General features: G+C 61.0%; 25 protein-coding genes. 13 read left to right on the top strand and 12 right to left on the bottom strand.

The features are described 5' to 3' along the window. Positions 1 to 32 precede the first annotated feature (32 nt). Positions 33 to 1,409 (bottom strand): L-serine ammonia-lyase, encoded by a 1,377-nt coding sequence (locus tag FBY01_RS07790; protein ID WP_077750196.1) that lies wholly within the window; start codon positions 1,407 to 1,409, stop codon positions 33 to 35. 135 nt (positions 1,410 to 1,544) lie between these two features. Between FBY01_RS07790 and FBY01_RS07785 the strand changes: the two genes are divergently transcribed. The 8 genes from FBY01_RS07785 to FBY01_RS07750 all read left to right on the top strand — a co-directional run bounded on the left by FBY01_RS07785 (position 1,545) and on the right by FBY01_RS07750 (position 9,783). Then, complete coding sequence (locus FBY01_RS07785) at positions 1,545 to 2,492, top strand: LysR substrate-binding domain-containing protein (RefSeq protein WP_010463175.1); 948 nt, start codon at positions 1,545 to 1,547, stop codon at positions 2,490 to 2,492. A 213-nt stretch (positions 2,493 to 2,705) separates the two neighbouring features. Then, positions 2,706 to 3,113 (top strand): HPF/RaiA family ribosome-associated protein, encoded by a 408-nt coding sequence (locus tag FBY01_RS07780; RefSeq protein ID WP_010463173.1) that lies wholly within the window; start codon positions 2,706 to 2,708, stop codon positions 3,111 to 3,113. A 265-nt stretch (positions 3,114 to 3,378) separates the two neighbouring features. Then, a complete protein-coding gene (locus FBY01_RS07775) occupies positions 3,379 to 3,684 on the top strand; it encodes a DUF3649 domain-containing protein (RefSeq protein WP_010463172.1) in 306 nt (101 codons plus the stop codon). After that, the gene (locus FBY01_RS07770) at positions 3,681 to 5,261 is read left to right on the top strand and encodes a PepSY domain-containing protein (RefSeq protein ID WP_145306923.1); all 1,581 of its coding nucleotides are present in this window, start codon (positions 3,681 to 3,683) and stop codon (positions 5,259 to 5,261) included. Before FBY01_RS07775 ends, FBY01_RS07770 begins: the two co-directional genes overlap by 4 nt. Next, positions 5,262 to 5,585, top strand: coding sequence for a DUF3325 domain-containing protein (locus FBY01_RS07765; protein ID WP_010463167.1), 324 nt, complete (start codon positions 5,262 to 5,264; stop codon positions 5,583 to 5,585). Continuing rightward, positions 5,585 to 6,148: an RNA polymerase sigma factor gene (locus tag FBY01_RS07760; protein WP_010463165.1), complete on the top strand. Its 564-nt coding sequence runs from the start codon at positions 5,585 to 5,587 to the stop codon at positions 6,146 to 6,148. Before FBY01_RS07765 ends, FBY01_RS07760 begins: the two co-directional genes overlap by 1 nt. Further along, entirely contained in the window at positions 6,145 to 7,134 is a 990-nt protein-coding gene (locus tag FBY01_RS07755; RefSeq protein ID WP_145306921.1) for a FecR family protein, read from the top strand. Before FBY01_RS07760 ends, FBY01_RS07755 begins: the two co-directional genes overlap by 4 nt. 219 nt (positions 7,135 to 7,353) lie before the next feature. Next, a complete protein-coding gene (locus FBY01_RS07750; RefSeq protein WP_145306919.1) occupies positions 7,354 to 9,783 on the top strand; it encodes a TonB-dependent receptor in 2,430 nt (809 codons plus the stop codon). 118 nt (positions 9,784 to 9,901) lie between these two features. Here the strand turns inward: FBY01_RS07750 and FBY01_RS07745 are convergent, their stop codons facing one another. Continuing rightward, positions 9,902 to 10,777: an AraC family transcriptional regulator gene (locus FBY01_RS07745; protein WP_010463159.1), complete on the bottom strand. Its 876-nt coding sequence runs from the start codon at positions 10,775 to 10,777 to the stop codon at positions 9,902 to 9,904. A 138-nt stretch (positions 10,778 to 10,915) separates the two neighbouring features. On the opposite strand from FBY01_RS07745, the gene FBY01_RS07740 reads away from it, so the two are divergent. After that, positions 10,916 to 11,818, top strand: a complete 903-nt coding sequence (locus tag FBY01_RS07740; protein WP_010463157.1) for a DMT family transporter — start codon at positions 10,916 to 10,918, stop codon at positions 11,816 to 11,818. A 21-nt stretch (positions 11,819 to 11,839) separates the two neighbouring features. Here the strand turns inward: FBY01_RS07740 and FBY01_RS07735 are convergent, their stop codons facing one another. From FBY01_RS07735 to FBY01_RS07710, 4 genes are all read right to left on the bottom strand, one after another. Next, on the bottom strand, positions 11,840 to 12,349 hold the full coding sequence (locus tag FBY01_RS07735) for a DUF2165 family protein (protein WP_010463155.1): 510 nt from the start codon (positions 12,347 to 12,349) through the stop codon (positions 11,840 to 11,842). Positions 12,350 to 12,491: 142 nt separating this feature from the next. Next, entirely contained in the window at positions 12,492 to 13,466 is a 975-nt protein-coding gene (locus tag FBY01_RS07730; RefSeq protein WP_145306917.1) for a D-glycerate dehydrogenase, read from the bottom strand. Between the two features lie 697 nt (positions 13,467 to 14,163). Then, positions 14,164 to 14,541 (bottom strand): DUF6124 family protein, encoded by a 378-nt coding sequence (locus FBY01_RS07715; RefSeq protein WP_145306913.1) that lies wholly within the window; start codon positions 14,539 to 14,541, stop codon positions 14,164 to 14,166. A 324-nt stretch (positions 14,542 to 14,865) separates the two neighbouring features. Then, on the bottom strand, positions 14,866 to 15,834 hold the full coding sequence (locus tag FBY01_RS07710; RefSeq protein ID WP_145306911.1) for a LysR family transcriptional regulator: 969 nt from the start codon (positions 15,832 to 15,834) through the stop codon (positions 14,866 to 14,868). Positions 15,835 to 16,113: 279 nt separating this feature from the next. Between FBY01_RS07710 and FBY01_RS07705 the strand changes: the two genes are divergently transcribed. From FBY01_RS07705 to FBY01_RS07685, 4 genes are all read left to right on the top strand, one after another. Beyond that, positions 16,114 to 17,625 (top strand): efflux transporter outer membrane subunit, encoded by a 1,512-nt coding sequence (locus FBY01_RS07705; protein ID WP_145306909.1) that lies wholly within the window; start codon positions 16,114 to 16,116, stop codon positions 17,623 to 17,625. A gap of 175 nt (positions 17,626 to 17,800) precedes the next feature. Continuing rightward, positions 17,801 to 19,993: an FUSC family protein gene (locus FBY01_RS07695; protein ID WP_145306907.1), complete on the top strand. Its 2,193-nt coding sequence runs from the start codon at positions 17,801 to 17,803 to the stop codon at positions 19,991 to 19,993. Further along, entirely contained in the window at positions 19,983 to 20,183 is a 201-nt protein-coding gene (locus FBY01_RS07690) for a DUF1656 domain-containing protein (RefSeq protein ID WP_007896379.1), read from the top strand. The genes FBY01_RS07695 and FBY01_RS07690 overlap by 11 nt, the downstream gene beginning before the upstream one ends. Positions 20,184 to 20,208: 25 nt before the next feature. Continuing rightward, complete coding sequence (locus FBY01_RS07685) at positions 20,209 to 21,057, top strand: HlyD family secretion protein (RefSeq protein WP_010463139.1); 849 nt, start codon at positions 20,209 to 20,211, stop codon at positions 21,055 to 21,057. A 28-nt stretch (positions 21,058 to 21,085) separates the two neighbouring features. Here the strand turns inward: FBY01_RS07685 and FBY01_RS07680 are convergent, their stop codons facing one another. From FBY01_RS07680 to FBY01_RS07655, 6 genes are all read right to left on the bottom strand, one after another. Next, positions 21,086 to 21,493, bottom strand: a complete 408-nt coding sequence (locus tag FBY01_RS07680; protein WP_145306905.1) for a DUF4440 domain-containing protein — start codon at positions 21,491 to 21,493, stop codon at positions 21,086 to 21,088. Between the two features lie 122 nt (positions 21,494 to 21,615). Next, entirely contained in the window at positions 21,616 to 22,440 is an 825-nt protein-coding gene (locus FBY01_RS07675; RefSeq protein ID WP_083374964.1) for an SDR family oxidoreductase, read from the bottom strand. A gap of 33 nt (positions 22,441 to 22,473) precedes the next feature. Next, entirely contained in the window at positions 22,474 to 22,938 is a 465-nt protein-coding gene (locus FBY01_RS07670; protein WP_083374963.1) for a multidrug transporter, read from the bottom strand. Between the two features lie 201 nt (positions 22,939 to 23,139). Further along, entirely contained in the window at positions 23,140 to 24,591 is a 1,452-nt protein-coding gene (locus FBY01_RS07665; RefSeq protein WP_010463132.1) for a mannose-1-phosphate guanylyltransferase/mannose-6-phosphate isomerase, read from the bottom strand. Between the two features lie 214 nt (positions 24,592 to 24,805). Beyond that, a complete protein-coding gene (locus FBY01_RS07660) occupies positions 24,806 to 25,459 on the bottom strand; it encodes an alginate O-acetyltransferase AlgF (RefSeq protein WP_042932354.1) in 654 nt (217 codons plus the stop codon). Between the two features lie 14 nt (positions 25,460 to 25,473). Next, on the bottom strand, positions 25,474 to 26,649 hold the full coding sequence (locus FBY01_RS07655) for an alginate O-acetyltransferase (protein WP_145306902.1): 1,176 nt from the start codon (positions 26,647 to 26,649) through the stop codon (positions 25,474 to 25,476). Positions 26,650 to 26,655 lie beyond the last annotated feature (6 nt).

The raw sequence follows: 26,655 nt of genomic DNA, 5'->3' as shown, positions 1-26,655 counted from the left end.
CTCACGTGTTGCAGGCGGTCAGGGAATGCTCCTCAGCACTCCACCCAGCTCACTGCCAGGCCGCCCCGTGAAGTCTCTTTGTATTTGTCATGCATGTCGGCGCCGGTATCGCGCATGGTGCGGATCACCCGGTCCAGGGAAATGAAGTGTTTGCCGTCGCCGCGCAGGGCCATTTGCGTGGCATTGATGGCCTTCACCGCCGCGATGGCGTTGCGCTCGATGCACGGCACTTGCACCAGGCCGCCGACCGGATCGCAGGTCAGGCCGAGGTTGTGTTCCAGGCCGATTTCGGCGGCATTTTCCAGTTGCTCGGGCGTGGCGCCGAGCACGTCGGCCAGGCCGGCGGCGGCCATGGCGCAGGCGGAACCGACTTCACCCTGGCAGCCGACTTCGGCACCGGAGATCGACGCGTTTTTCTTGCAGAGAATGCCTACGGCCGCCGCGGCCAAAAAGAAGGCGACCACGTCATCGTCCGACGCGTCCGGGTTGAATTTCATGTAGTAGTGCAACACTGCCGGAATGATCCCTGCTGCGCCGTTGGTCGGTGCCGTGACCATGCGCCCGCCCGCCGCGTTTTCTTCGTTCACGGCGAGGGCGAACAGGTTCACCCACTCCATGGCCGACAGCGTGGAGGTGATGACATTCGGTTTGCCGATTTCCAGCAGGCTGCGGTGCAGTTTCGCCGCGCGGCGCGGAACATTCAGACCACCGGGCAGGATGCCTTCGTGACGCATGCCTTGCTCGACGCACTCACGCATCACCGACCAGATGTGCAGCAAGCCCTGACGGATCTCGGCTTCGCTGCGCCAGGCCAGTTCGTTGGCCATCATCAACTCGGAAACCCGCAAGCCGTGCTGGTTGCAGAGCTTGAGCAATTCGGCGGCGCTGGAGAAATCGTAGGGCAGCACCACATCGCTGGCCGGCGCAATGCCGGACTCGGCTTCCGCCGCTTCGATGATGAAACCGCCGCCGATCGAGTAGTACGTTTGCTCCGACAGCTCACCGGTTTCGCCGAAGGCTGTCAGCGACATGGCGTTGGGGTGGTAGGGCAGACTCTCATCGAGCAACAGGAGATCGCGTTGCCAGTTGAAGGCAATGGTCTTGTTGCCGGCCAGAGTCAGTTCGCCGGTTTCGCGCAAGGTCTGGATTCGGCTGTCGATGGTGGTCGGATCGATGCTGTCCGGCCATTCGCCCATCAGGCCCATCACGCAGGCGCGGTCGGTCGCGTGGCCGACGCCGGTGGCGGAAAGGGAGCCGTAAAGGCGGATTTCTACCCGACGGACGGCGTCGAGCAAATTCTGGTCAATCAGTGCCTGGGCGAAGGTCGCGGCGGCGCGCATCGGGCCGACGGTGTGGGAACTGGACGGACCGATGCCGACTTTGAAGAGATCGAAAACACTGATAGCCATGCTAAAGCCTATACAAGCAATGGAAGAGAAATCGCTGCCATTTTTGTAGGACAAGCGCAATGTCGGCGATACTGCCGACCTCGGTCCTACATGACCAACGAAACTTCCTAAGACAGCCTTTATCAGGACTAAACAATGAGTCGCCAATTGCACGCCCAGACTTACGTCTGGCTGCACGTGTTTTCCTGTGCCGCGCGGCACTTGTCGTTCACCCGCTGCGCCGAAGAGCTGCACATCACGCCGGGTGCGGTCAGTCAGCAAATCCGCCAACTGGAAGAGCGGCTGGGCTTTCGCTTGTTTCACCGTCGTGCGCGCGGCGTGGAATTGAGCGCCGAGGGCCAGCGACTGGCCATCACCGTCAACGAGGCTTACGGCAGCATCGATGCGGAATTGCGACGACTGGACGCCGGAATGATCAGCGGAATTCTGCGGGTGCGTTCGATTCCATCGTTCCTGAGCAAGTGGCTGACCCCGCGCCTGCCACGCTTGCAGCAGCGCTTTCCGGACATTCAATTGCGCCTGGTGGCCGAGGACAGCAGCGTGCCGTTGCATGAAGGGGACTTCGACCTGGCGATCGACCTGAATGACGGCAGTTATCCCGGGTTGTTATCCACAACCCTGCTCGACGAGCAGATCTTCCCGGTCTGCGCCCCGAGCCTGCTACGTGGCCGACCGCCGCTGCACGGTCCGGCGGGCCTGGTGCACTTTCCGTTGCTGCACGACATCACCGCCTGGCGCGGCAGTTACGAGTACGCGGAATGGGAGTTCTACCTCAATGCCATCGGCTTCGAAGGCGCGGACGTGCGGCGCGGGCATACCTTCAACCGCAATCACCTGACCATCGAAGCGGCGATTGCCGGCATGGGCGTGGCAATTGCGCGGCGCACGTTGCTTAACGATGAACTGGAGCGGGGGACGTTGATTGTGCCGTTCGGGCTGGCGGTGCCCAATCACAAACGCTACGTGCTGCTCTATGCGCCAGGGGCGCTGAGCCATCCGGGCGTGCGTGCGGTGCATGACTGGCTGGTAGAAGAGGCGGGGATTTTCCGCAGTCTGCACCCCCTGGCGGAGCGACAGATGTGAGCAATTGTGACTGAGGAGAGAGGCGACCCAACTCCCGACCTTAACAGCGCTTTTGGTGGTTGTCCGACTTTTTTTGCGAATCCATATTTATCTTTTTTTAGGGGTTGAAATGTTCTTCGCGCAGACCGATTGTGTAAGTAAGAGGTCACGGTGATGACGCCCAAGGGCCAGCCGATGCGCCTCTCGCGAGCTAGCTGAAATAAGGGATGAACTATGCAAATCCAAGTCAACAGTGATAACCATATTCAAAGCAGCATCCGACTGGAGGAGTGGGTACGTACTACCATTGAGAGCACGCTCGAACGTTATGAAGAGGACCTGACACGCGTCGAGGTTCATCTGCGGGACGAGAATGGCGACAAGCCAGGTCCCCATGACATGCGCTGCCAACTGGAAGCGCGGCCAAAAGGCCACCAACCGATTTCTGTCACTCATAAAGCCGACACCCTGGAGCAAGCAATCGACGGTGCGGCGGAAAAACTCGAACATGCGCTTGAGCATCTGTTCGGCAAACTGCGGGGCAAACCACGTGCCGCTTTGGTGCCGTTCGAAAGACCCACTGCCGATGCGCTGCTGGAAGATGAATTTCTCGAGAACGAACAGGCTGCGCAAAACGGCTGAAGCCTGATCCACATTTAACCTTTCCGCTCTCCACCCTTAAAAACGGGCCTGCACATGCAGGCCCGTTTTCGTTTTGCCGATCAATCAACTGATCGTTCCCGAGCCCGCGGATCAGCGGCTCGGCACCCCTCGCATCGCAATCGAACTGTCCGGAACAACCGATCTCATCGGAACTCTTTTGCGTATGAGAATATTTATCATTAATATTGCGGTCTTGTTGGCCCCATGACTTTCATGCGGCCTCACCTGGTTTCAAGGTCGAACCATGAAAGGCAAAACCCGCACGCTCCCCGTTCCTTATCGATTGGCCGTCACTTCTCGAGTGCTGGCCGCGGTGTTGGGCGGCTATATCGTCGCAGCGCTGGCCAGTGTCAGCTTGAGTTCATGGTTGCCGATGGCCCGGGCCGAAGCGGTGGTGACCGGGATGATGAGCTCTTTTCTGGCCTACCTGATCGCGGTGCTCTGGTGTTTTGCCTGTCGCAGTGCCTGGCGAGCCTGGTTCGGATTGATTGTGGCGAGCCTGCTGCTGGCGGCGGTGTCGGGGTTGGCTAATTGGATGGGCCACGCATGAAAGAGGGATTTCGTCAGGCGATGGCCTGGTTGCACACCTGGGCCGGGTTGACCTTCGGCTGGTTGTTGTTCGCGATTTTCCTGACCGGCACGCTCGCCTATTTCAAGGACGAGATCAGTCACTGGATGCAGCCCGAGATACCGGCGCGTGCGGTGACCTCCGAAGCCAGTCTGACGCTGGCGCAAAACTACCTCCAGCAACACGCGGCCGGCGCCTCGCGCTGGTTGATCGACCTGCCGAGTGCCCGGGAACCGGGTCTGTCAGTGCGCTGGCAACAGACCCCTGCCAAGCCCGGCGAGCGCGGGCAATTCACCGAGAAACTGCTCGACGCGCAAACCGGCAGCGAAGTGCAGGGCCGCGAATCGATGGGCGGCGATTTCTTCTATCGCTTCCACTTCCAGCTGCAAATGCCCTATCCGTGGGGCCGCTGGTTGTCGACCATCGCGGCCATGGTGATGTTCATCGGCCTGATCACCGGGATCATCACCCACAAGAAAATCTTCAAGGACTTCTTCACCTTCCGCCCGCGCAAAGGCCAGCGTTCCTGGCTGGACGGGCACAACGCGGTGGGCGTTCTCGTGTTGCCGTTTCACCTGATGATCACCTACAGCAGCCTGGTGATTTTCATGGCGATGGTGATGCCGGCGAGCATCCTGGCTTCGTACAAAGGCGATCCCCGCGCGTTTTACGCGGAGGTATTCCCGGCCTCCGGCACGCCCGAACTGGCCGGCAAACCGGCGGAACTGGCACCGATGGCGCCGTTGCTGGAGCGGGCGCGCGCGCAGTGGTCGGGCGGCCGGGCGGAACGGCTGACGGTGAACAATCCGGGGGATGCGTATGCCTCGATTGTCGTCTCAAGGGATGATGCAGACCGCGTGATTTATGACGCCAGCAGCGCGGTGACCTTCCACGGCGTGACCGGCCAGCAACTCAGCGCCACGCCACAGCAACCGGTGCCGATGGCCATCGCCGGCAGTTTCTATGGCTTGCACATGGGCCATTTCGCGAGCCCCGTGCTGCGCTGGCTGTACTTCATCTGCGGGTTGGCGAGCACGGCGATGATCGGAACCGGTCTGGTGATCTGGCTCGGCAAGCGTCAGCTCAAACATGTGAAAAGCGGCGTAATGCCCTTCGAACTGCGGCTGGTGGAAGTGCTGAACATTGCCAGCATGTCCGGGCTGGTGGTCGCGGTGGCGGCATTTTTCTGGGCCAATCGGTTGCTGCCGGTGGAGATGGCCACCCGGGCGGAGTGGGAAGTGAACAGCTTCTTCATCGTCTGGGGCTTGAGCGTGGTTCACGCAGTGTTCCGTTGTGGTCGCGCGGCATGGATCGAGCAATTGGCGTTGGCCGCGATGCTGTTCTGCGGGGTGCCGCTGTTGAACGCGCTGACCACGCCGTATCACTTGGGCGTGACGCTGGCTCAAGGTGACTGGACGCTCGCCGGGTTCGATCTGACCTGCCTGGGCAGTGGCCTGTTCCTGGCCTGGGCTGCCTGGAAAATGCAGCACACCGGGCAGACCGTTCGCGTCGCCAAAGAACGCGCCCGATTGATCATGCTTGAGCAAAAGGTGAACTGAATGCTGTTGGCCCTGCTGCTCTGCTACGGCGGTTTCACCGCGCTGTGTTTATCAATGGATCGGCATCACGGCGAACTGCTGGGGCGCCAGCCGTCTGCCCGGCGACGCAAAACGTTCAAGCTGGGCGGCTGGTTGCTGCTGGCAGTTTCGTTATGGGCGGCGGTGGCGAAAACCGGTTGGGGGCTCGGGTTGGTGGAGTGGTTTGCGGTGTTGATGCTCAGCGCCTTGCTGCTGGTGTTGTTGATGCCTTATCGCCCGCGACTGGCCCTGGCGTTGGCTGGGTTGAGCCTGCTTGCCAGTCCCGTCGCCGTGTTGGCGCAGTGATGACCAGCGATCCCCCGGAATCCCGCGACGACGAATATCGCGGCGCCCGTGCGCATTTCCTTCAGGTGTTCCTTTCCCAGCGTTCGCAGATGGAAGCGCTGGTGAGCCGGCGTGTCGGCTGCCGCGCTACCGCCGCCGATCTGGTGCAGGACTTGTTTCTGCGTTTCTGGCGGCGTCCGCTGGTGCAGGTCGAGGAACTCAGCACTTACCTGCTGCGTTGCGCCGGAAACATCGCCATCGACCATTTGCGCAGCGAAGGCACGCGGGTGCGGGTCAACGAAGGCTGGATGCCGGATCAACCGGACAGCCAGGGCAGCGAACCACAAGCGGCGCTGGAAGCGGGCAACGACCTGCGTCACGTCGAAGCGGCGTTGCGCGCATTGCCGGAACGTACCCGGCAAATCTTTCTGCTCAACCGCATCCATGGCCGCAAATACGCGGAGATCGCCAAGGCCATGGGCCTGTCCCAAAGCGCCGTAGAAAAACACATGATGCGCGCCCTCGATGCCTGCAAGGCCAGTTTGCGGGAACCGCCAACGCGCACGCCAGGGAAAGCACCGTGAATCAACTCGACCGCGTCACCCCGACGCCCGCTCAAGAGCAGGCTGCACTCGCCTGGCTGAGCCTGTTGCATGACCAACCGAGCAGCGGCGATCAACTCACTTTCAGCCGCTGGCTCCAGGCCGATCCCGCCCACGCCGAGGCTTACGCCCAGGCGCAAGTGCTGTGGGAGTTGAGCGAAATGCCCGCACGAACCCTGGCCGATGAAGACGCTTTCGCCTTGCGGGGTTACCTCAATGCGATGAACCGATCCCGACGCACCGGCGTGCGGCGCTGGTCTGGCGCGCTGGCCATGGCCGCGTGCCTGGTGCTGATGATCGGCATCGGCGCGGGTTGGCAGCCGATGCGCTGGGTCGATGATCTGGGGGCGGACTATGTGTCTGCGCCAGGTGAAATTCGCACCGTGACGCTGGCCGATCAGTCGCAAGTGACGCTGGACGCCGACAGCGCCATTGCCGTGGATTTCAGTGGCGGCGAGCGCCACGTTCAGCTGCGTCGCGGTGCCGGATTCTTCAGCGTGACCCACACGGGCGATCCGTTTGTGGTCGACGCTGAAAAGGGCCAGGCCCGGGTGCTCGGCACTCAGTTCGAAGTACGTTTGCAGCCCCATGGTGCGCAGGTCACGGTCCTGTCAGGACGGGTCGGCGTGACAGCGGACAGGCACGCCGAGCAGCAGATTCTGACCGCTGGCCAGCAAGTGGCGTATGGCGAAGGTTCGGCGCAAAAGCTGCGTGTGGTTGACAGTGAAGCGCAACTGGCCTGGCGTCAGGGTTGGCTCAATTACTACAAGGTCACCCTGGCCGATGTGGTGCAGGATCTGGGGCGTTATTACCCGGGGCGGATTGTGCTGCTCAACGATGAACTGGCCGCGCGGCGGGTCAGTGGCAGTTTTCCGAGCAAGGATCCGCAGGCGGTGTTGGGTTCGTTGCAGGGCGTTTTGGGGTTTGAGCAGACCAAGGTGATGGGGCATCTGATTATTTTGCGGTGAGGCTGCCGGCCCCATCGCGGGCAAGCCCGCCCCCCTACAGGTTCGCGCGATCCTTGTAGGAGCGAGGCTTGCCCGCGAAGGCGTCAGGCTTAACGCCACATCACCCCGCAAAAAAATTATTTTTCAAAATTATGATGAGGTAAACCCAACCCCCATCCGTGTAGTGACTGAAACTGCGAGTCATTCGCATCCCGTAGGTTCTACACAGGTCAATGAGCAATGAAGTCCAGGGCAAAACCGGGTTCGGTCAAACAGTGGTTGGGTGCTTCTGCACTGAGTATGTCGGCGTTGGCCTTGCTGCCTTCGAGCGTCGCATCGGCCGCTGAGGCGGGCAATACGCAGCCGCTTACGCCGTTCAGCTTCGCCATCGCTGCCAAACCGCTGCCCCAGGCCTTGAGCGACTTCAGCCGCGTCACCGGAATCAGCGTGGTCTACACCGATGAAGCGCCTTACGGGCTCACCGCCCCGGCGGTCAATGGCCCGTTGAGCGCCGAGCAGGCCCTGCAGCGTTTACTCAGCGGTTCGGGCCTCACCTTCCGCCGTAGCGATGCTCACACCCTGGTGCTTGAACCGCTGCCCAGCGCCGGCACGTTGAATCTGGGCACCACCACCATCAACTCGGTGGCCGATCAGTCCATGAGCTATCAGCCGCCGCCCACCAGTTCGGTGATGCGCTCGTCGGCCTTGCTCCAGGACATCCCGCAGACCGTCAACGTCATTCCGGCCCAGGTCATTCGCGATCAGGCGCCGCGCAATCTGGATGATGCGCTGGCCAACGTCAGCGGCATCACTCAGGGCAACACGCTGGCGAGCACCCAGGACTCGGTGATGACCCGCGGTTTCGGCGACAACCGCAACGGCTCGATCATGCGCGACGGCATGCCGATCGTGCAGGGCCGCGGCATGAATGCGACCGTGGACCGGGTCGAAGTCCTCAAGGGACCGGCCTCGCTGCTATACGGCATCCAGGACCCGGGCGGCGTGGTCAACATGGTCAGCAAGAAACCCGAGCTTGAGCAATACAACGCCCTGACACTGCGCGGTTCGACCTACGGCGACGGTAAAAACGGCAGCGGCGGTGGCCTCGACAGCACCGGCGCACTGGGTGATTCCGGCTTTGCTTACCGTATGGTGCTGGACCACGAAGACGAAGATTACTGGCGCAACTTCGGCACCCACCGCGAGACGTTGGTGGCGCCGTCGCTGGCGTGGTTCGGCGAAAGCACCACGCTGTTGTTTTCCTACGAACACCGCGAGTTCCTGACCCCGTTCGACCGCGGCACGGTCATCGATCCGCGCACCAACCATCCGTTGGACATCTCGCGCAATGAACGCCTGGACGAGCCCTTCAACAACATGGAAGGCCGCTCGGACCTGTACCACTTCGAGGCCGATCACGAGCTCAACGACAATTGGAACGCTCATTTCGGCTACAGCTGGAACCGTGAAACCTACGACGCCAGCCAGGTGCGCGTCACCGCCATCGACACCCGACGCGGAACGCTGACCCGTAGCATGGACGGCACTCAAAACGCGATCAGCACCGACCGTTTCACCACCGCCAGCCTCGAAGGCAAGGTGAACGTGTTGGGTATGCAACACGACCTGGTGTTCGGCATCGATGACGAATACCGCAAGATCTACCGCGAAGACCTGATCCGCCAGAAAAGCCTGAGCACCTTCAGCTACGTCAACCCGGTCTATGGCCGCGAAGTCGCCGGCACCACGGTCAGCCCGGCGGACAGTGCGCAGACCGATGAACTGCGCAGCGATTCGATCTTCCTGCAGGACTCGATCCACCTCACCGATCAATGGATTTTCGTCGCAGGCGCACGCTTCCAGGAATACGACCAATACGCCGGCAAAGGCGTGCCGTTCCAGGCCAACACCGACAGCAACGGTCAGAAATGGGTGCCGCGCGCCGGTCTGGTCTATCGGTTCACCGATGAACTGTCGTTCTACGGCAGCTACACCGAATCGTTCAAACCCAACTCAACCATCGCGCCGTTGAGCGGCAGCAGCACCGTGCTCGACGGCAGCGTCGCGCCGGAAGAAGCCAAGTCGTGGGAAATCGGCGCCAAGCTCGACATGCCAGGGCGCGTGACCGGCAACGTCGCGCTGTTCGACATCAAGAAACGCAACGTGCTGGTGGCCAACTCCGAAGGCCCGGTGACGATTTACAGCGCCGCCGGTGAGGTACGCTCCCGGGGTCTTGAAGTGGATTTGAGCGGCCAGCTCAGCGACCGCTGGAGCCTGATCGGCAGCTATGCCTACACCGATGCCGAGGTCACCGAAGACCCGACCTACAAGGGCAAAAAACTGCAAAACGTCGCGAAGAACAGCGGCTCGCTGTCGGCGGTCTACGACTTCGGCACCATTGTGGGCGGCGATCAACTGCGGGTCGGCGCGGGCGCGCGGTATGTTGGCGAGCGGGCGGGTAACGCGGTCAACGATTTCGACCTGCCGAGCTACACCGTGGCCGATGCGTTCGCGACCTACGACACCAAAGTCGAAGGGCAGAAGGTCAAGTTTCAGCTCAACGTGAAGAACCTGTTTGACCGCACCTACTACACCTCGGCGGCGAGCCGGTTCTTTGTGTCGATGGGGGATTCGCGGCAGGTGTCGTTGTCCAGCACACTGGAATTCTGATCGCAGACCGCGTAATCGTTCTTCGCGGGCAAGCCTCGCTCCTACACGTTTTACGTTGTCCGTGTAGGAGCGAGGCTTGCCCGCGAAGACGGCATGACGGGCGCTGCAAATGTCGGGACTAACGCAAAAACGCCTGCCGATACTCGCCGGGCGTTCCACCCAAAACCTGCCGAAACCGATTGGTGAAATGGCTCGCACTGGCAAAGCCGCACGCCAATGCAATCTCTCCCAAAGGCTGCGATGTCGAACGCAACAACTCCCGCGCCCGGCCCAGTCTGCGCGCCAACACATACTGATGCGGCGGCAAGCCAAAGCTCTCCCGAAACATCCTCGCAAAGTGATATTCCGACAGCGTACACAACGCCGCCAATTGCCCTAGGCTGATCGCCTCGGCCAATTGATTGTCGATGAACTCCACCAACTGCCGCCGCTGGTGCGCCGCCAATCCGCCTTTTAACCGCAAGCCCTCACGCATCCCGACTTGGCCGAGCAACACGTGGCTGAGCATTTCGTGAGCCAGGCTGCTGGTGAGCAGGCGCTCGCCGGGTTCGTCCCAGCTGAGGGTGAGCATCTGCCGAAAGCGTCGGGCCTGCGCTGGATCGTCAAGGAAAGTGGCTTCGCGCAATTGCAGTTCGCGAGGCTCGCGGTCCAGCAGCGTGACGCAGCCGAGGGCAAATTGTTCGGGGCTGAAATACACATGGGCGAGGCGAATGTCGCCGTTGATCACCCAGCCCGACTGATGCTCGGCCGGCAGGATGCACAGCTTGTCCGGGCCGCCCTTGGTGCCGGGCTGATCGCGGCGGAACGTGCCGGTGCCGCCAGCGATGTAGCACGACAGTGTGTGGTGGCTTGGGGCTTCGTAATCCTGGGCATCGTGATGGTTGCTCCACAGGGCTGCAGCCATGCCGTCACCAAGCTCGGCGCTTTGCTCCAGACGAGCATTGGGCGAGCGGTTGAGGGCTTGAAAGACTTGCAGGGTTTCCAGTGTGGGCATGATGGCTTCTCTCCAACGCCTTGCATCCTACTCCGTAGACCATGCGCTGCCAGCCTCTGCCACGACAAAAGCGCAAGTTTATGCAAGTGCGCCCACGCTGGGCGCAGGACACTGAGTTCCTATTGAGGAGCCTTAGTCATGAACCTTTCGCTGTATTTATTGACCGTGCTGATCTGGGGCACCACCTGGATTGCCTTGAAATGGCAGTTGGGTGTGGTGGCCATTCCCGTGTCGATCGTTTATCGCTTCGGCCTCGCGGCACTGGTGCTGTTCGTCCTGTTGCTGCTCAGCCGGCGCCTGCAAGTGATGAACCGTCGCGGGCATTTGATCTGTCTGGCACAGGGCTTGTGCCTGTTCTGCATCAATTTCATGTGTTTCCTGACGGCCAGTCAGTGGATTCCCAGCGGGCTGGTCGCCGTGGTGTTTTCCACGGCCACGTTGTGGAACGCGCTCAATGCACGGGTGTTCTTCGGCCAGAAAATCGCCCGCAACGTTTTGATGGGCGGTGCGCTGGGCTTGTCCGGGCTTGGCCTGTTGTTCTGGCCTGAGTTGGCCGGCCACACCGCCAGCCCGGAAACCTTGCTCGGCCTGGGCCTGGCACTGCTCGGAACTTTGTGTTTCTCGGCCGGTAACATGCTCTCGAGCCTGCAACAGAAGGCCGGTTTGAAGCCGTTGACCACTAACGCCTGGGGCATGGCGTATGGCGCCGCGATGTTGTCGGTGTGGTGTCTGGTCAGGGGCATTCCGTTCGACATGGAATGGAACGCGCGTTATATCGGCTCGCTGCTGTACCTGGTGATTCCGGGTTCGGTCATCGGCTTCACCGCGTACTTGACGCTGGTCGGGCGCATGGGCCCGGAGCGAGCGGCCTATTGCACCGTGCTGTTCCCGGTCGTGGCGCTGAATGTCTCGGCGTTTGCTGAAGGCTATCAATGGACCGCGCCGGCATTGGTGGGGCTAGTGTTGGTGATGCTTGGCAACGTACTGGTGTTCCGCAAACCCAAGGCGCCGATAGCGCAAGGCAATGGCAAACTCGCCTGAATACGTCGGGGCCGAGTGCGCTTAGCGCTCGGTCCGGAGTGCGACGAATATCAGCAGCGGAAGTATGAAGTCGACAATATGCCGGGCCCAGTCCTTGGCATTCCAGGTTTGTGATTCGTCCATGTTGAACCATTCAACGCCGATCACTTGCAGGCAAACGTAGTAGACAAATATGGCGATCAATAATCCGATGATTGAAAACTTTTTGGCCTCATGGAATTCCTCGGCCGGCGCATTCCTGTAATGGAAAAGATAATAGGCACCAATCAGGCAGAAGGCCGTATAGATCACTTCAAGTGTAATGATGAACCAATAGATCCGGTGGTGGAGCATGGGTGAGGTGATTGCCCGGTAGTTCAGGTTGATGTTTTCCCGGGTGGTGTCCATGCTCAGAATATGACTGACGTACTCATAGTTGGATGCGTAGTCGGTGAAGTTGCTGTACATCACCAGCAGGCCAAAAAAGCTTATATAAGTCATTAGTGCCAGCTTGCTGTATCTGATGATCTTGTCGGTAGTAATACTGTTCAAGGCTAGAGTGCTCCATCACTGTTTTCCGTGGGTCGGATAAGTGATGGTGAGTGTATAGCGCTTGAACTATTTTAGTGGGCTGACTGAATTGCAAGTTATGTAAGGAGCGGGCAGAGACTTTATAAGTCTCTGCCCGTTTTAGTTAGCCTTTCCACACTTGCGGGTTGACCAGATCTTGCGGGCGCTCGCCCAGCAGTGCGCTGCGCAGGTTAGCCAACGCACGGTTGGCCATGGCCTCGCGGGTTTCATGGGTGGCGGAGCCGATGTGCGGCAACGTCACCGCGTTTTTCAGCTGGAACAACGGCGACTCGGCCAATGGTTCTTTCTCGTAGACGTCCAGCCCGGCGCCGCGAATGCGGTTGTTTTGCAGCGCTTCGATCAGGGCGGGCTCATCCACGACCGGACCGCGCGCGATGTTGACCAGGATGGCGCTCGGCTTCATCAGGGCCAGTTCGCGGTGGCTGATCAAGTGCCGGGTTTTCTCGCTGAGCGGTACCACCAGGCAAACGAAATCGGCTTCGGCCAGCAGTTCGTCAAGGCTGCGAAATTGCGCGCCGAGTTCTTGCTCCAGCTGAGTCTTGCGGCTGTTGCCGCTGTAGAGGATCGGCATGTTGAAGCCCAGTCGCCCGCGACGGGCAATGGCCGCACCGATGTTGCCCATGCCGACGATGCCCAGGGTTTTGCCGTGTACATCGCAGCCAAACAGCGGTGCGCCGACGGTGGCTTGCCATTGTCCGGCCTTGGTCCAGGCATCGAGCTCGGCGACGCGGCGGGCGCTGCTCATGAGCAGGGCGAAGGCCAGGTCGGCGGTGCTTTCGGTGAGGACATCCGGCGTGTTGGTCAGCATGATCCCGCGTTCGTTGAAGTAGGCGACGTCGTAGTTGTCGTAGCCGACGGAGACGCTGGAGACGACTTCGAGTTTGGCGGCGTTTTCCAGTTGTGCGCGGCCAAGTTTGCGGCCGACACCGATCAGGCCGTGGGCGTGGGGCAGCGCTTCGTTGAACTGGGCGTTGATGTCGCCGTTTTTCGGGTTGGGGACGATGACGTCGAAGTCTTGCTGGAGGCGCTCGACCATTTCCGGGGTGACGCGGCTGAAGGCGAGGACGGTCTTTTTCATGGGAGGAGGGCTCGTCGGGGCTTGGTGAATGCCAAGCACGCTAACATTCTTCCCCGTTGTTGCGCGAGTCCGCGGATTGCCCGGGAGTTTCTGTGGGCGCTGGCCTGTCAGCGATGGCGGCCTTCGGGCCGACCATGTTGTGGTTGACCGGGTACATATCCATTCCTGCGGTTACGGCGGCTGGCGGTTTCGCCCTTACGGCGACTCACTTTTTTTTCAAACGCCAAAAAAAAGTAAGCAAAAAAAGGCTCGCCCCAAACGTCCGGCCCCTCGCCTGGGCTCGGCGTTCCTTCGCTCCGGTATCCATCCGGGGACACTGCCCTCCGGTCTGCTTCGCGACGACCTACATGCAGCGTGTTCGACTGCGTCGAACGGCGCTGCGCGCCACTCCCCGGATGAACACCTCCACTCAGCCTCCCGACGGGGCGGGTGGATCAAGATCAAGAGCTGCAGGCGAGCTAACGCTCGGCCTGATGAGTGGTGAGAATCAAAAGCTGTACGCTGAATTCTTGTAGGAGCGAGGCTTGCCCGCGAAGGCGGCCTGACAGCCGACCAATCTCTTTTGCAGGTACCCACCAATCCATTGTGGGAGCGAGCCTGCTCGCGAAGGCTGTTTAACATTCGACATTGAAGTCGTCTGACTCACCGCTTTCGCGAGCAGGCTCGCTCCCACAGGGAAACAGTTCACACCGGAGGATCAGCTATGTGGCGCAGGGTTGGGTACGGCGACGTTATCGAGCATCCGGTTTGCGGCCAGTTCGGCCAGCATGACGATCTGTTGAATGGCCATCGCCTTGTGCCGGTACGGGCCTTCCAGATGGTCCGCGAAGTCGCTCGCCATCACGCTGGCCTGGGCCAATGACTCGCAGGTGTGGGCCAGCAGGTCTTCGTCTTTGATGTCCGGTGCGATCACAAACATGGTGCTGGGTTTGCGGATGGCTGGGGATTTGAGGGCGGCGGGGTTGAGGTAGTGATCCAACGCGCGTTCGGCGGCGTCGTTGAGTTTTTTGGAATCGAGGGATTCGTAAGGGGAAACGTCGTCGGTTTTCGGAGGGTTCGGTGTTTCTTTGATCATAAAAAGTTACTCGAAATGGGATTAATCGAGCTGCCATTTTCGTTTCCAAGCGAAGGGGTGGCAGCCATGCGCGGTTTGGAAAACCGATATCCCATCAAAACCGGCAGACCCGAAGGTCTCCCGCGCACAGCCGCCATAACAAGGAATTGCGGGCAGAAAAAAGCGCCGCAGTATGCCATGTGCTGTGATGGGAATCAGGTTTCCAAGCCTGGCCGCTGATTTTGCAGCGACCCACAAAGCCTACCCATTTCCCGTCTGACCCAACAACCGACAGAACCCGTCGGAAACATTCCCCAAAATCACTGCGTCTGTAGGACCGTGAAATCAGTTCGCCACCCGAGCCGCACCCAGACTCCCACTCAATTCATACGCCACCAATTCCGCCTGATGCGCCGCCAATATCTCCGGCAACGACCCGCGCAAGTACTCGACCCAGGTCTTGATCTTCGCGTCCAGGTACTGGCGCGACGGGTAGATCGCATACAGGTTCAGTTCTTGCGAGCGGTAGTTCGGCATCACCCGCACCAGTGTGCCGTTGCGCAGGCCTTCAATCGCCGCGTACACCGGCAACACGCCGACGCCCATGCCGCTGATGATTGCGGTTTTCATCGCGTCAGCCGAGTTCACCAGGAACGGCGAGCTGTTGATGGTGACCATTTCCTGGCCTTCCGGGCCGTCGAAAGTCCATTTCTCCAGCGGGATCACCGGGCTCACCAGGCGCAGGCACGCGTGGTTAAGCAAGTCGCTGGGCTTGTGCGCGCAGCCGTTGGCTTTCACATACGCCGGCGAGGCGCAGACGATGCTGTAGGTGATGCCCAGGCGCTGGGAGACGAACCCTGAGTCCGGCAGTTCGCTGGCGAGCACGATGGACACGTCGTAGCCCTCGTCGAGCAGGTCCGGCACTCGGTTGGCCATGGTCAGGTCGAAGGTCACGTCGGGGTGGGTCTTGCGATAACGGGCGATGGCGTCGATCACGAAGTGCTGACCGATGCCGGTCATGGTGTGCACTTTGAGCTGCCCGGCCGGGCGCGCGTGGGCGTCGCTGGCCTCGGCTTCAGCCTCTTCGACGTAGGCCAGGATCTGCTCGCAGCGCAATAGATAGCGTTTGCCGGCCTCGGTCAGGGCGATGCGACGGGTGGTGCGGTTGAGCAGGCGGGTTTGCAGGTGGGCTTCCAGGTTGGAGACCGCGCGCGAGACGTTGGCCGTGGTGGTGTCCAGTTGCACGGCGGCGGCGGTGAAGCTGCCGGCCTCGGCCACGTAACTGAAGGCGCGCATGTTTTGCAAAGTGTCCATGGGGTGCTCTCGGGTGCGATGGCAAATTGTGACACAAGGTTTCAGAGTCTGAGACCCCGACCAAGGGATTATCGCGTTAACGGTAACAAAGATTCACAGGATTCCCAGCTTATCGCCGTACAGGCCGCCCCCTAGAATTGCGCCGGTCATTGTAGGAGCGAGGCTCGCCCGCGAAGGCGGCGTGACAGTCACCAACGATGTCGACTGATACGCCGCCTTCGCGGGCAAGCCTCGCTCCTACAGGACTTCGTACGCCCCTTCTCTCAGGAAATCGCAGCAGTGCCGCGTCGCATCAACAGAGCGCTTCAGACGCTCAGTGTTCTGGCTTTATCCCTGACCCTCGGCGGCTGCATCGGCACCGGAGGAATTGCCCCGCAGGGCAAGGCACTGGAGGCCAATTCACTGGCCACCGACGACGCCATCCAGAGCGCCGCGCAGGACGCTCACTGGCCCACCGCGCAATGGTGGCAGGCCTATGGCGACCCGCAATTGAACCGCTGGATCGACCTCGCCGTACAAGGCAGCCCGACCATGGCCATGGCCGCCGCGCGGGTGCGACAGGCCAGGTCCATGGCCGGCATCGCCGAGTCTGCCGAGTCGTTGCAGATTAATGGCGAATCCACCCTCAAGCGCCACAACTGGCCGACCGATCAGTTTTACGGGCCGGGCGAGTTGGCCAACACGACCACCTGGGACAACAACGCTGCACTGGGTTTCAGCTACGCCCTCGACCTTTGGGGCCGCGAAAGCAACGCCACCGAGCGCGCCGTGGACATGGCGCACATGACGGCCGCCGAAGCGCGTCTGGCGCAGCTCGAATTGCAGAACAATATCGTGCGCGCCTACATCGAACTGTCGTTGCACTACGCGCAGCGGGACATTGTCGAGGCGACCCTGAAACAGCAGCAGCAAATTCTCGATCTGGCGCAAAAACGCCTGAACGGCGGCATCGGCACCCATTTCGATGTCAGTCAGGCTGAAACGCCGCTGCCGGAAACCCATCGCCAGATCGACGCGCTGGACGAGGAAATCGCCCTGAGCCGTAACCAACTGGCCGCTCTGGCGGGGAAAGGTCCAGGCGAGGGCGCGCAGTTGCAACGGCCCACGCTGTCATTGGCCGCGCCACTGAAACTGCCGTCGTCATTGCCCGCGCAATTGTTCGGTCAACGTCCGGACGTGGTCGCCAGCCGCTGGCAAGTGGCGGCCCAGGCGCGGGGCATCGATGTCGCCCACGCCGGTTTCTACCCCAACGTCGATCTGGTCGGCAGCCTCGGCTACATGGCCACTGGCGGTGGGGCGATGGAGTTTTTGACCGGCAAGAAACTCAACTACAGCGTCGGCCCGGCGATCTCGTTGCCGATCTTCGACGGCGGGCGCTTGCGTTCGGAGCTGGGCGAAGCCTCGGCCGGGTATGACATCGCCGTGGCCAAGTACAACCAGACGCTGGTCAACGCGCTGAAAAACATCTCCGACCAGTTGATCCGCCGCGAGTCCATGGACAAGCAGCAAACCTTCGCCGCCGAGTCGGTGGCCGCTGCGCAGAAGACTTATGACATCGCGATGGTCGCCTGGCAGCGCGGGCTCACCGACTACCTCAACGTGCTCAATGCCCAAACCTTGTTGTTCAAGCAGCAGCAGGTCCAGCAGCAGGTTCAGGCCGCACGCCTGAGTGCCCACGCCGAATTGGTGACAGCGCTGGGTGGCGGGCTGGGTGCAGGAAATGATGTGCCGAAGGACAGCCAGACCCAGGCACCGAAAACCCCGGCCCTTTTAAATAGCCTCTCGAATTGAACACGATGTTCCAGGTACATCCGCATTTGTGGCGAGGGAGCTTGCTCCCGCTTGAGTGCGCAGCACTCACAACATGTGAGGTGGCTGCCCGAATATTGGGGCCGCTACGCAGCCCGGCGCGAGCAAGCTCGCTCGCCACAGAATCTCTTTTGCCTCACGTGCTTCCAGGATACTCATGACTCCCTCGCCCGCACCTCTGCGCTGGCTGTATTCCCTTGAATGGCGCCGGGGTTTCTTCGACTGGGCACGCAGCGACGGCGTGACCTGGGTCTACATTTTCAAAGTGCTGTTCGCCGCGTTCCTCACCCTGTGGCTGGCGATGCGTCTGGAGTTGCCGCAACCGCGCACGGCGATGATCACCGTGTTCATTGTCATGCAACCGCAAAGCGGCCAGGTGTTCGCCAAGAGTTTTTACCGCTTTCTCGGCACGCTGGCCGGGTCAGCGGTGATGGTCGCGTTGATTGCCTTGTTTGCCCAGAACACCGAACTGTTCCTCGGCTCACTGGCGATCTGGGTCGGTCTCTGCTCGGCCGGCGCGGCGCGTTATCGCAATTTTCGCGCCTACGGTTTCGTGCTCGCCGGGTACACCGCCGCGATGGTCGGTTTGCCCGCGTTGGCCCACCCGGACGGCGCGTTCATGGCCGCGGTCTGGCGGGTGTTGGAGATCTCGCTGGGGATTCTTTGCGCCACCGTGGTCAGCGCCGCGATCCTGCCGCAAACCGCCAGCGCGGCGATGCGCAACGCCTTGTATCAGCGCTTTGGTGTGTTCGCCTTGTTCGTCACCGATGGCTTGCGCGGTCGCAGCAAACCCGAGGCTTTCGAAGCCAGTAACGTGCGCTTTATTGCCGAGGCTGTCGGCCTGGAAGGGCTGCGCAGCGTCACCGTGTTCGAAGACCCACACATGCGTCGACGCAACGGACGACTGAGTCGCTTGAACAGCGAATTCATGGGCATCACTACGCGCTTCAACGCCTTGCACCAATTGCTCGAACGCTTGCGCAGCAGCGGCGCTGACCACGTGGTGGCGGCGATCAAACCGGGGTTGCAGGACCTGGCGGAATTGCTCGATGGCTTCAGCGGTCGTGCCTTGACCAGCCCCGATGCCGCACGCCTGGCCAGCGCCTTGGCGACTTACAAGGAAAACTTGCCGGCGCGGGTTCGCAGCCTGCGGGCGACCTTTCAGGAAAGTGGTCCGAGCGACGCCGAGCAGCTCGATTTTCATACCGCCTACGAACTGCTCTATCGCTTCGTCGACGAGTTGCACAGTTATGCACAGACCCACGCTTCACTGGCCGATCACAGCCATGCGCGCGAGCAATGGGACGAACCGTTCACCCCGCAAACCAACTGGATGGCCTCGGCGGCGTCGGGGATACGGGCGGCGTTCATTCTGGTGGTGCTGGGCAGTTATTGGGTGGCAACGGCGTGGCCGAGCGGGGCGACCATGACGCTGATCGCTGCGGCCACCGTCGGTCTGTCTGCGGCGACACCGAACCCGAAACGCATGGCGTTCCAGATGGCCAGCGGCACATTCCTCGGGGCACTGATCGGCTTCGTCGAGATGTTTTTCATCTTCCCGTGGATCGACGGTTTTCCCTTGCTGTGCGTGATGCTCGCGCCGGTGATCGTGCTGGGTTCGTTCCTCACGTCGCGGCCGCAATATGCCGGTGTCGGCCTCGGGTTGCTGATCTTCTTCAGCACCGGTTCGGTGCCGGACAACCTCACCGTCTACAACCCTTACGCGTTCATCAACGACTACATCGCCATGGTGCTCGGCATGTTGGTGTGCGCGGCGGCCGGGGCGATCATTCTGCCGCCGAACAGCCGCTGGTTGTGGCGCCGGCTCGAGCAGGATTTGCGTGGGCAAGTGGTGTATGCGATCAGCGGCAAGCTCAAGGGCCTGGCTTCGAGTTTCGAAAGCCGGACCCGGGACTTGCTGCATCAGGCTTACGGCCTCGCGGTGGGTCAGCCGCAGGTGCAACGGGATTTGCTGCGCTGGATGTTCGTGGTGCTGGAAGTCGGCCACGCGATCATCGAGTTGCGCAAGGAACAGGCGATTCTGCCGGTGCATCCGGCCTACGCCGAATCCCAGCCGTGGCGCCAGGCGATCCGCGTGATGGGGCGCTCGCTGGTGCGGCTATTTCTGCAACCGAGCCCGAGCAATCTGGAACGCGGCCTGATCGCGGTCGACCATGCCATCAGCCGCGTGCAAGCCACCGACGAACCGTTCGCGCCGCACTTCGACACCTCTGCGTTGCGGCGGGTGAAGAGCTATTTGCACTTCATCCGCACCTCGCTGCTGGACCCGCAATCGCCGCTCGCCGCCTACGCCGGGACCCGGCCCCAAGGACTTGAACATGCCTCGTGAAATCGCCTTCCACGGTGTGTATATGCCCACCATGACGCTGATGTTTTTCATCGCCGCGGCGCTGGCCTGGGCGCTGGACCGGTTCCTGTCCGGGTTCGATCTGTACCGCTTCTTCTGGCACCCGGCGCTGCTGCGCCTGAGCCTGTTTACCTGTCTGTTCGGCGCTCTGGCGCTGACGGTCTACCGTTGACTCTCTATTTCTGAAGAAGGCCCTGATGAAAAAGCTTTTCAGCCTGCTCGCCACGTTGCTGGTACTGGCCCTCGCGATATGGATCGGCCGGACCCTCTGGGTGCATTACATGGACACGCCGTGGACCCGCGACGGCCGGGTGCGCGCCGACATTATCAACGTTGCCGCCGACGTCACCGGGGAAGTGGTGGACGTGCCGGTGCGCGACAACCAGCAAGTGAAGAAGGGCGATCTGCTGATGCGCATCGACCCCGAGCACTACCGCATCGCGGTCAAACAGGCGCAGGCCCTGGTGGCCTCGCGCAAGTCGACGTGGGAGATGCGCAAGGTCAACGCCCATCGCCGCGCCGACATGGACGCCTTGGTGATCTCGAAGGAAAACCGTGACGACGCCAGCAACATCGCCGACTCGGCCCTGGCCGATTACCAGCATGCCCAGGCACAACTGGAAGCGGCTGAACTGAACCTCAAACGCACCGAGGTCCGTGCTGCGGTGGACGGCTATGTCACCAACCTCAACGTGCATCGCGGTGACTACGCGCGCATCGGCGAAGCGAAAATGGCTGTGGTCGATATGAACTCATTCTGGGTGTATGGCTTCTTCGAAGAAACCAAACTGCCGCATGTGCGGGTGGGCGACAAGGCCGACATGCAGTTGATGAGCGGCGAGGTGTTGAAGGGGCATGTGGAAAGCATCTCCCGTGGCATCTACGACCGGGACAACCCGGAGAGCCGCGAGCTGATTGCGGATGTGAACCCGACATTCAACTGGGTGCGCCTGGCGCAGCGAGTGCCGGTGCGGATTCACATTGATGAAGTGCCGGAAGGTGTTCTTTTGGCGGCGGGGATTACGTGCACGGTCGTGGTTAACTGACTCGGTCCGTCAGGCATAAGACAAAGGCTCAGCCCTTGCAAAACGTCTCATGCAAATGTCGCCAAACCACCTTGCCACCGGCCTGTTTCTCAAACACTACTGTCGAGCGGCGATCCGAGTGCAGGCCCGTCGCATCGGTCTGCTGCTCTCGATAACCCACCACCGCGCCACCGTCGTACAGTGCAATACCCCGCAACTCGCTGAGCTCGATCCTGAAGCCAAGCTTCTTCCCGCCGGCCAGCAAGAACAACTCGCTCAACGCTTCGAAGTCCAGCACCCGGCCGAGGGGCGAGATCATGGAAAACTGTGGTGAAAACCGGCTCAGCAGTTGTTCAAGTGCCGAGTCGTCTCGTTCTTCGGCCAGCCATTGTTCGATGGCGACGTGGGCCTGGATGACTTCGTCGAAGTAGTCGGTGTAGTCGGTGTAGTCGGTCATGGTTGTTTCCTGAGTTTTTGCAGCGTCTGGTCTGACGTCTTCGCGGGCAAGCCTGGGCAAATATTGCGAACGACGCGAGCCTGTAGGCGCGAGGCTTGCCCGCGAAGAACGATAACGCGGTCCTACAGTTGCCCCCTAAGCCCGAACCGCTTCATCAACCCCGCCTCCAGCAACCCTTTAGGCAGCAACCCCGCCAACAACGGCAACGCCCGGCTGCCATTGCCCAGACGAATCAGGCGCGGAGGTTTGCTCTGCTGCACAGCCTTGAGCAAACCACCGGCAAACTCCTTGGCCGGGGTCGGTTTATCCTGAGAGGCCTTGGCCCGCGCACGAATACCTTCGCGCAAGGGAAACCACGGCGATTGCTCGGTGATCAACTGCTCCGCCTCATGCCCGGCATTCTTGGCGAAGCTGGACTCGATTGCGCCCGGCTGTACTTCCATCACGCGCACACCGAACGGCGCCAGCTCCATGCGCAATGCATCGCTCAAGGCATGGACAGCGGCTTTCGAGGCGCAATACGCGCCAGCAAACGGTGTGACCAACACCCCGGAAACGCTGCCGATGTTTACCACGATCCCTTTGGCCCGACGCAACACCGGGAACAGCGCGCGGGTCACGCCAACAATCGCGAACACATTGGTTTCGAATTGGCGCTGCATCGCCGGCACACCGCCGTCGAGCAGCGGCCCCATGGCGCCATAGCCGGCGTTGTTGATCAGCACATCGAGGCCGCCATGTTGCTGGTTGATCCGCTCGCTCAACTGTTCCAGCGCCGCGCCGTCGTTGACGTCCAGCTGTACGGCCGTGAATCCGGCGGCGGTTAACGCGGCCACATCTTCAGCCTTGCGGGCGCTGGCCCAGACTTCGTATCCGGCCCCTTTGAACACATCGGCGAGGGCGCGGCCGATGCCGCTGGAACAACCGGTAATCAACGCAACGGGCATGGCGCGGTCCTTGTGCAAAAAGAAGTAGGGGGATCAGTCGGAGAAACTACCCTGCAAACGCTCGGCGCGAAACTCCAGGGTTTGCGGGCGATAGCCAGGGCGCAGCGGCGGCAGGGGCAAGCAGTCTTCCCAGTTGGCGCCGGCTTGCAGTTCGCCGGGGCCGCGATAGCGCGGGGCGGTGTATTGATTGTCGGCCAGATTGACCGTATCGCCCGGCGCATACGCGGCGACACGCCAGCGCAACTCGGTCAGCGGCACGTCGTTGCCGTTGTTCATGGTCAGTTTCAACGGCCGGTCTGCCGGGCAGTGTTCCGGCGCGTAGGTGATGCGCAACTCCAGGCGCGCCAGTTGCTTGACCTCGCGGTTGTCCATCCAGATCACCCACGTGGCCACCAGACCCAGGCCGATGGCGGCCGCCACCGAGACGGGCAAGGCCTTGGCCGGGTAGCGCAGCAACAGGATCAGCCAGGTAATAACCAGCAAAACGCCGATGAACATGTTTGAACGCTCCTTGAACTCATGGCCACCATCCTACCGAAGGGCTGAGGGAATGGACATTGCGCGTTCCAATAGGATGCGGAGCATCCTGGGCTGAACTCCCACGCAGAGCGTGGGAACGAACAAAAAAGCCCCCGACCAACCCGCTGCGGATAGGGAAAACGCAGCGGACTGGACGGGGGCTTTTGTTTTACTGAACGCTTACTGCGCGATGGTTTTCACCGACACGCCGCGTTCGATCGGGGTGGAGCGACCGTAGATATCTTCGAACCGCTCGATATCGTCTTCACCCAGGTAGCTGCCCGATTGCACTTCGATGATCTCGAGTGGAATCTTGCCCGGGTTGCGCAGGCGGTGAACCGAGGCGATCGGGATGTAGGTCGACTGGTTCTCGCAGAGCAGGAACACGTTTTCGTCGCAGGTCACTTCGGCCGTGCCGCTGACCACGATCCAGTGTTCGGCGCGGTGATGGTGCATTTGCAGGGACAGGCACGCGCCCGGCTTGACCGAGATGTGCTTGACCTGGAAACGGCCGCCCATGTCCACCGAGTCGTAGGAGCCCCACGGACGATAGACTTCGCAGTGGTTCTGGGTCTCGCTGCGGCCCTGCTCGTTGAGGGTGTTGACCATCTGTTTCACGCCTTGGACCTTGTCCTTGTGGGCGATCATCATGGCGTCCTTGGTTTCGACGACCACGATGTTTTCCAGGCCGATCACCGACACCAGTTTGCCGTTGCCGTGGATCATGCAGTTCTTGCTGTCCTGAATGACCACGTCGCCTTTGGTGACGTTACCGTTGGCGTCTTTTTCGTTCACTTCCCACAGCGACGACCAGCAACCGACATCGCTCCAGCCGGCGGTCAGCGGTACGACGCAGGCGCGCTGGGTTTTTTCCATGACCGAGTAATCGATGGAATTGTCCGGGCAGCAGGCGAAAGTCGCTTCGTCGATGGTGACGGTGTCGGCATCCTGTTCGCTGCGTTCAAGCGTCAGCAGGCAGGTATCGTAGATGTCTGGATCGTGTTTTTTCAGCTCTTCCAGGAAGCGGCTGGCACGGAACAGGAACATGCCGCTGTTCCAGAAGTAACCGCCGGACTGGACGAACTCGGTGGCGCGCTTGACGTCCGGTTTTTCGACGAAGTGCGAGACGCGGCTGACGCCTTCGGGCAGCAGGGAGTCAGCGGTCGATTTGATATAGCCGTAGCCGGTTTCCGGTTTGGTGGCCGGAACGCCGAACAGCACCATTTCGCCGTTTTCGGCAGCGACGGTGGCCAGGGCCAGCGCACGTTGCAAGGCTTTCTGGTCATCCAGCACGTGGTCGGCCGGCAGCACCAGCATCAACTCGTCGCGACCTTCATTGACCAGCATCATCGCGGTCAGGGCCACGGCCGGCGCCGTGTTGCGGCCGAACGGTTCCATCAGGATGCGCTGGGTTTCCAGTTTACGGTTGCTCAGCTGCTCGTTGACGATGAAGCGGTGGTCTTTGTTGCAGACCACGATCGGGGTGTCCATGCCTTCAAACACCAGGCGTTCCAGGGTTTGCTGGAACAGCGTGTGTTCGCCGGTCAGGGCGAGGAACTGTTTAGGGAATTGCTTACGCGAAAGCGGCCAAAGACGTGAGCCGCTACCACCTGACAAGATCACCGGAATCATGTTGTTACTCCTTGAAAATCGTATGGGTCAGAGCTACTGCGTTCTGTCGTTTCACTCTTGTTCTTATTCCGTGTCCCGAATGGCACTGCGGTTCAATGTGGGAGCGAGCCTGCTCGCGAAGGCGGCGTATCAGTCGACATCAATGTTGAATGTCAGACCGCTATCGCGAGCAGGCTCGATCCCACAAGGGAACAGCGTCAGTCAGGCAAAATGTTTAGCGCGTCGAAACCGGGCGTTTTACCCAGACTGGCGACAGGCTGCTGCCTTTACCGGTGACGTACAGCACGGCGGCTTCACCGCGTTCCAGGGCAACCGGTTTCACGTCGCCGACTTTGGTCGCGCCGTCGTACAGGGCCAGGCTGACTTTGACCGGGTTGATTTCACGTTCGCCACGGCCCTTGGCCGCTACGGATGGAACCACTTCGGTCTTGCCGTCAGCGGTTTTCAGGGTCAGGGCCTTGTCGCTGAGGTTCTGCACGCGAACCAGGGATTTCTGCTTGTTCTTGAACGGCGGCTCTTCGATCAGTTGCGGCGCGCCGCTGGCGTTGTTGACCAGGGTGTAATAGTGATCACCGGCCAGTTTCACCGGCAGGGTCTGGCTGCCGACCTTAGCGCTGTAGTCGCCGCCCGGCATGAAGCTGAAGTCGGTGCTGGACAGCGGCGCGACTTCGGCCAGGTTGGTGCTGCCGACGGTGGCGCTGACTTCAGCGTTACCGGCGTTGTAGACACGGACGAAGCTCGAACCTTTCGGTGCAGTCGGGCCGTAGAGTGCAGCGTCACCAGCAAAGGCGGACATCGACAACACGCTCATGCCAGCAACAAGTGCGAAGGTCTTGGCGAGACGGCGAGGAGTAGTAGTGAAAGTCATGGTGTACCTCTCTTTCAGTTTTGCGCCCGGTCGGGCGTCTCGGATTTAGTGTTTGCGGCTACGTTTTGTTGGCGGGCGCCGGCTTCTTTGAGCTCTGCGACCCACTGCGGGTCGGCGTCGCCTATTTCGTTGTTCACAGGCAGATAACGTTCAGGGAACTCCCAGATCAGCACCTGTGGCGGGCTGTTCTTGAAAGCATCACTTTTCAGGTAGCTGAGCATCGGCAGAATCGGGCCGTGGCCGTCTTCGGCGTAATTGACCACGTCGCTGTTCAGCGCTTGTTTCAGCGCCCCGACGAAGTTCCAGTTAGGGTTGGCGCTGTAGCTGGTGCCGATCAGGGCCACCGGCACTTCGGTGTTGGCGAACAGCGCGTCATCACCGGCAGGCTGGTCTTGCGCGACCACGGTGTTGCGCTTTTGCAACGGCTCGGTCTTCGGCATCAGGTTTTCGAACAGCGGGTCCAGCGGCAGGAACAACCGCAGGTCGCCCTTGTGCGTGACCTTCTCCGCAGGTTCGGTGACGAAGCGTTGCGGCTCGCCACTGAGCGGGGTTTTCTCGGCAATGGTTTTGGCCAGGGTCTCGGCGGCGATTTGCGCGCCTTCCGGGGTCCAGTGGGTGTCGGTGCGCAGGAACACTTGCTGACCGTCCAGCTTGGCTTTGAGCATCGGGCCGAACAGGTCGGGCGCGATGATCTTGTTGGCTGCCACGCGAGCGTGGAAGTCTTCATAGAGGTTGGCGTGAATGCTCGAAGGTTTCACTGCGCCCAGGTGTTCCGGGTACAGGCGAGTCTTGGCCGGCACAATCGCCATCACCAGTTTCACGCCTTTGGCCTTGAGTTCCTGGCGTACGCCTTCTACGAGCGCGTAGTTGCCTTGCAGGTTCAACTCTTCGTTGACGATCGGGTTGAATTCTTCATCGCTGTACAACCATTGATCGCGGCCGAGCACAACGCCCGGACGACCTTCGTTGAACAGTTTGAAATCCAGCGCGGCCCAAAGGTTGGTGCCCAGGCGCTTGATCGGGAACTCGTCGTCGTAGTGCGTTTCCACAGCCTTGGCCCAGCGGCCATTGAGTACCGTCGCATCGGCGTTGGTGCTGAAGCCGAAGAAGCTGCGCGTCGACCACAGGCCCAGCACCAGCAGGGTCACCATGAACAGGGCGATGTAGAAGATACGTAATGAGCGGGTCATGGTCAG

The organism is Pseudomonas sp. SJZ077 (assembly GCF_007993905.1).
GTDB classification, from domain to species: Bacteria; Pseudomonadota; Gammaproteobacteria; order Pseudomonadales; family Pseudomonadaceae; genus Aquipseudomonas; species Aquipseudomonas mandelii.
The sequence above is the reverse complement of the archived record's forward strand: the minus strand, read 5'-3'. Positions and strand labels throughout refer to the sequence as shown.

Bases quoted from the DNA above. Each gene is read 5' to 3' on its own strand.
- FBY01_RS07790 (WP_077750196.1), bottom strand. From the start codon at position 1,409: ATGGCTATCAGTGTTTTCGATCTCTTCAAAGTCGGCATCGGTCCGTCC.
- FBY01_RS07785 (WP_010463175.1), top strand. From the start codon at position 1,545: ATGAGTCGCCAATTGCACGCCCAGACTTACGTCTGGCTGCACGTGTTT.
- FBY01_RS07780 (WP_010463173.1), top strand. From the start codon at position 2,706: ATGCAAATCCAAGTCAACAGTGATAACCATATTCAAAGCAGCATCCGA.
- FBY01_RS07775 (WP_010463172.1), top strand. From the start codon at position 3,379: ATGAAAGGCAAAACCCGCACGCTCCCCGTTCCTTATCGATTGGCCGTC.
- FBY01_RS07770 (WP_145306923.1), top strand. From the start codon at position 3,681: ATGAAAGAGGGATTTCGTCAGGCGATGGCCTGGTTGCACACCTGGGCC.
- FBY01_RS07765 (WP_010463167.1), top strand. From the start codon at position 5,262: ATGCTGTTGGCCCTGCTGCTCTGCTACGGCGGTTTCACCGCGCTGTGT.
- FBY01_RS07760 (WP_010463165.1), top strand. From the start codon at position 5,585: ATGACCAGCGATCCCCCGGAATCCCGCGACGACGAATATCGCGGCGCC.
- FBY01_RS07750 (WP_145306919.1), top strand. From the start codon at position 7,354: ATGAAGTCCAGGGCAAAACCGGGTTCGGTCAAACAGTGGTTGGGTGCT.
- FBY01_RS07745 (WP_010463159.1), bottom strand. From the start codon at position 10,777: ATGCCCACACTGGAAACCCTGCAAGTCTTTCAAGCCCTCAACCGCTCG.
- FBY01_RS07740 (WP_010463157.1), top strand. From the start codon at position 10,916: ATGAACCTTTCGCTGTATTTATTGACCGTGCTGATCTGGGGCACCACC.
- FBY01_RS07730 (WP_145306917.1), bottom strand. From the start codon at position 13,466: ATGAAAAAGACCGTCCTCGCCTTCAGCCGCGTCACCCCGGAAATGGTC.
- FBY01_RS07715 (WP_145306913.1), bottom strand. From the start codon at position 14,541: ATGATCAAAGAAACACCGAACCCTCCGAAAACCGACGACGTTTCCCCT.
- FBY01_RS07710 (WP_145306911.1), bottom strand. From the start codon at position 15,834: ATGGACACTTTGCAAAACATGCGCGCCTTCAGTTACGTGGCCGAGGCC.
- FBY01_RS07695 (WP_145306907.1), top strand. From the start codon at position 17,801: ATGACTCCCTCGCCCGCACCTCTGCGCTGGCTGTATTCCCTTGAATGG.
- FBY01_RS07690 (WP_007896379.1), top strand. From the start codon at position 19,983: ATGCCTCGTGAAATCGCCTTCCACGGTGTGTATATGCCCACCATGACG.
- FBY01_RS07685 (WP_010463139.1), top strand. From the start codon at position 20,209: ATGAAAAAGCTTTTCAGCCTGCTCGCCACGTTGCTGGTACTGGCCCTC.
- FBY01_RS07680 (WP_145306905.1), bottom strand. From the start codon at position 21,493: ATGACCGACTACACCGACTACACCGACTACTTCGACGAAGTCATCCAG.
- FBY01_RS07675 (WP_083374964.1), bottom strand. From the start codon at position 22,440: ATGCCCGTTGCGTTGATTACCGGTTGTTCCAGCGGCATCGGCCGCGCC.
- FBY01_RS07670 (WP_083374963.1), bottom strand. From the start codon at position 22,938: ATGTTCATCGGCGTTTTGCTGGTTATTACCTGGCTGATCCTGTTGCTG.
- FBY01_RS07665 (WP_010463132.1), bottom strand. From the start codon at position 24,591: ATGATTCCGGTGATCTTGTCAGGTGGTAGCGGCTCACGTCTTTGGCCG.
- FBY01_RS07660 (WP_042932354.1), bottom strand. From the start codon at position 25,459: ATGACTTTCACTACTACTCCTCGCCGTCTCGCCAAGACCTTCGCACTT.
- FBY01_RS07655 (WP_145306902.1), bottom strand. From the start codon at position 26,649: ATGACCCGCTCATTACGTATCTTCTACATCGCCCTGTTCATGGTGACC.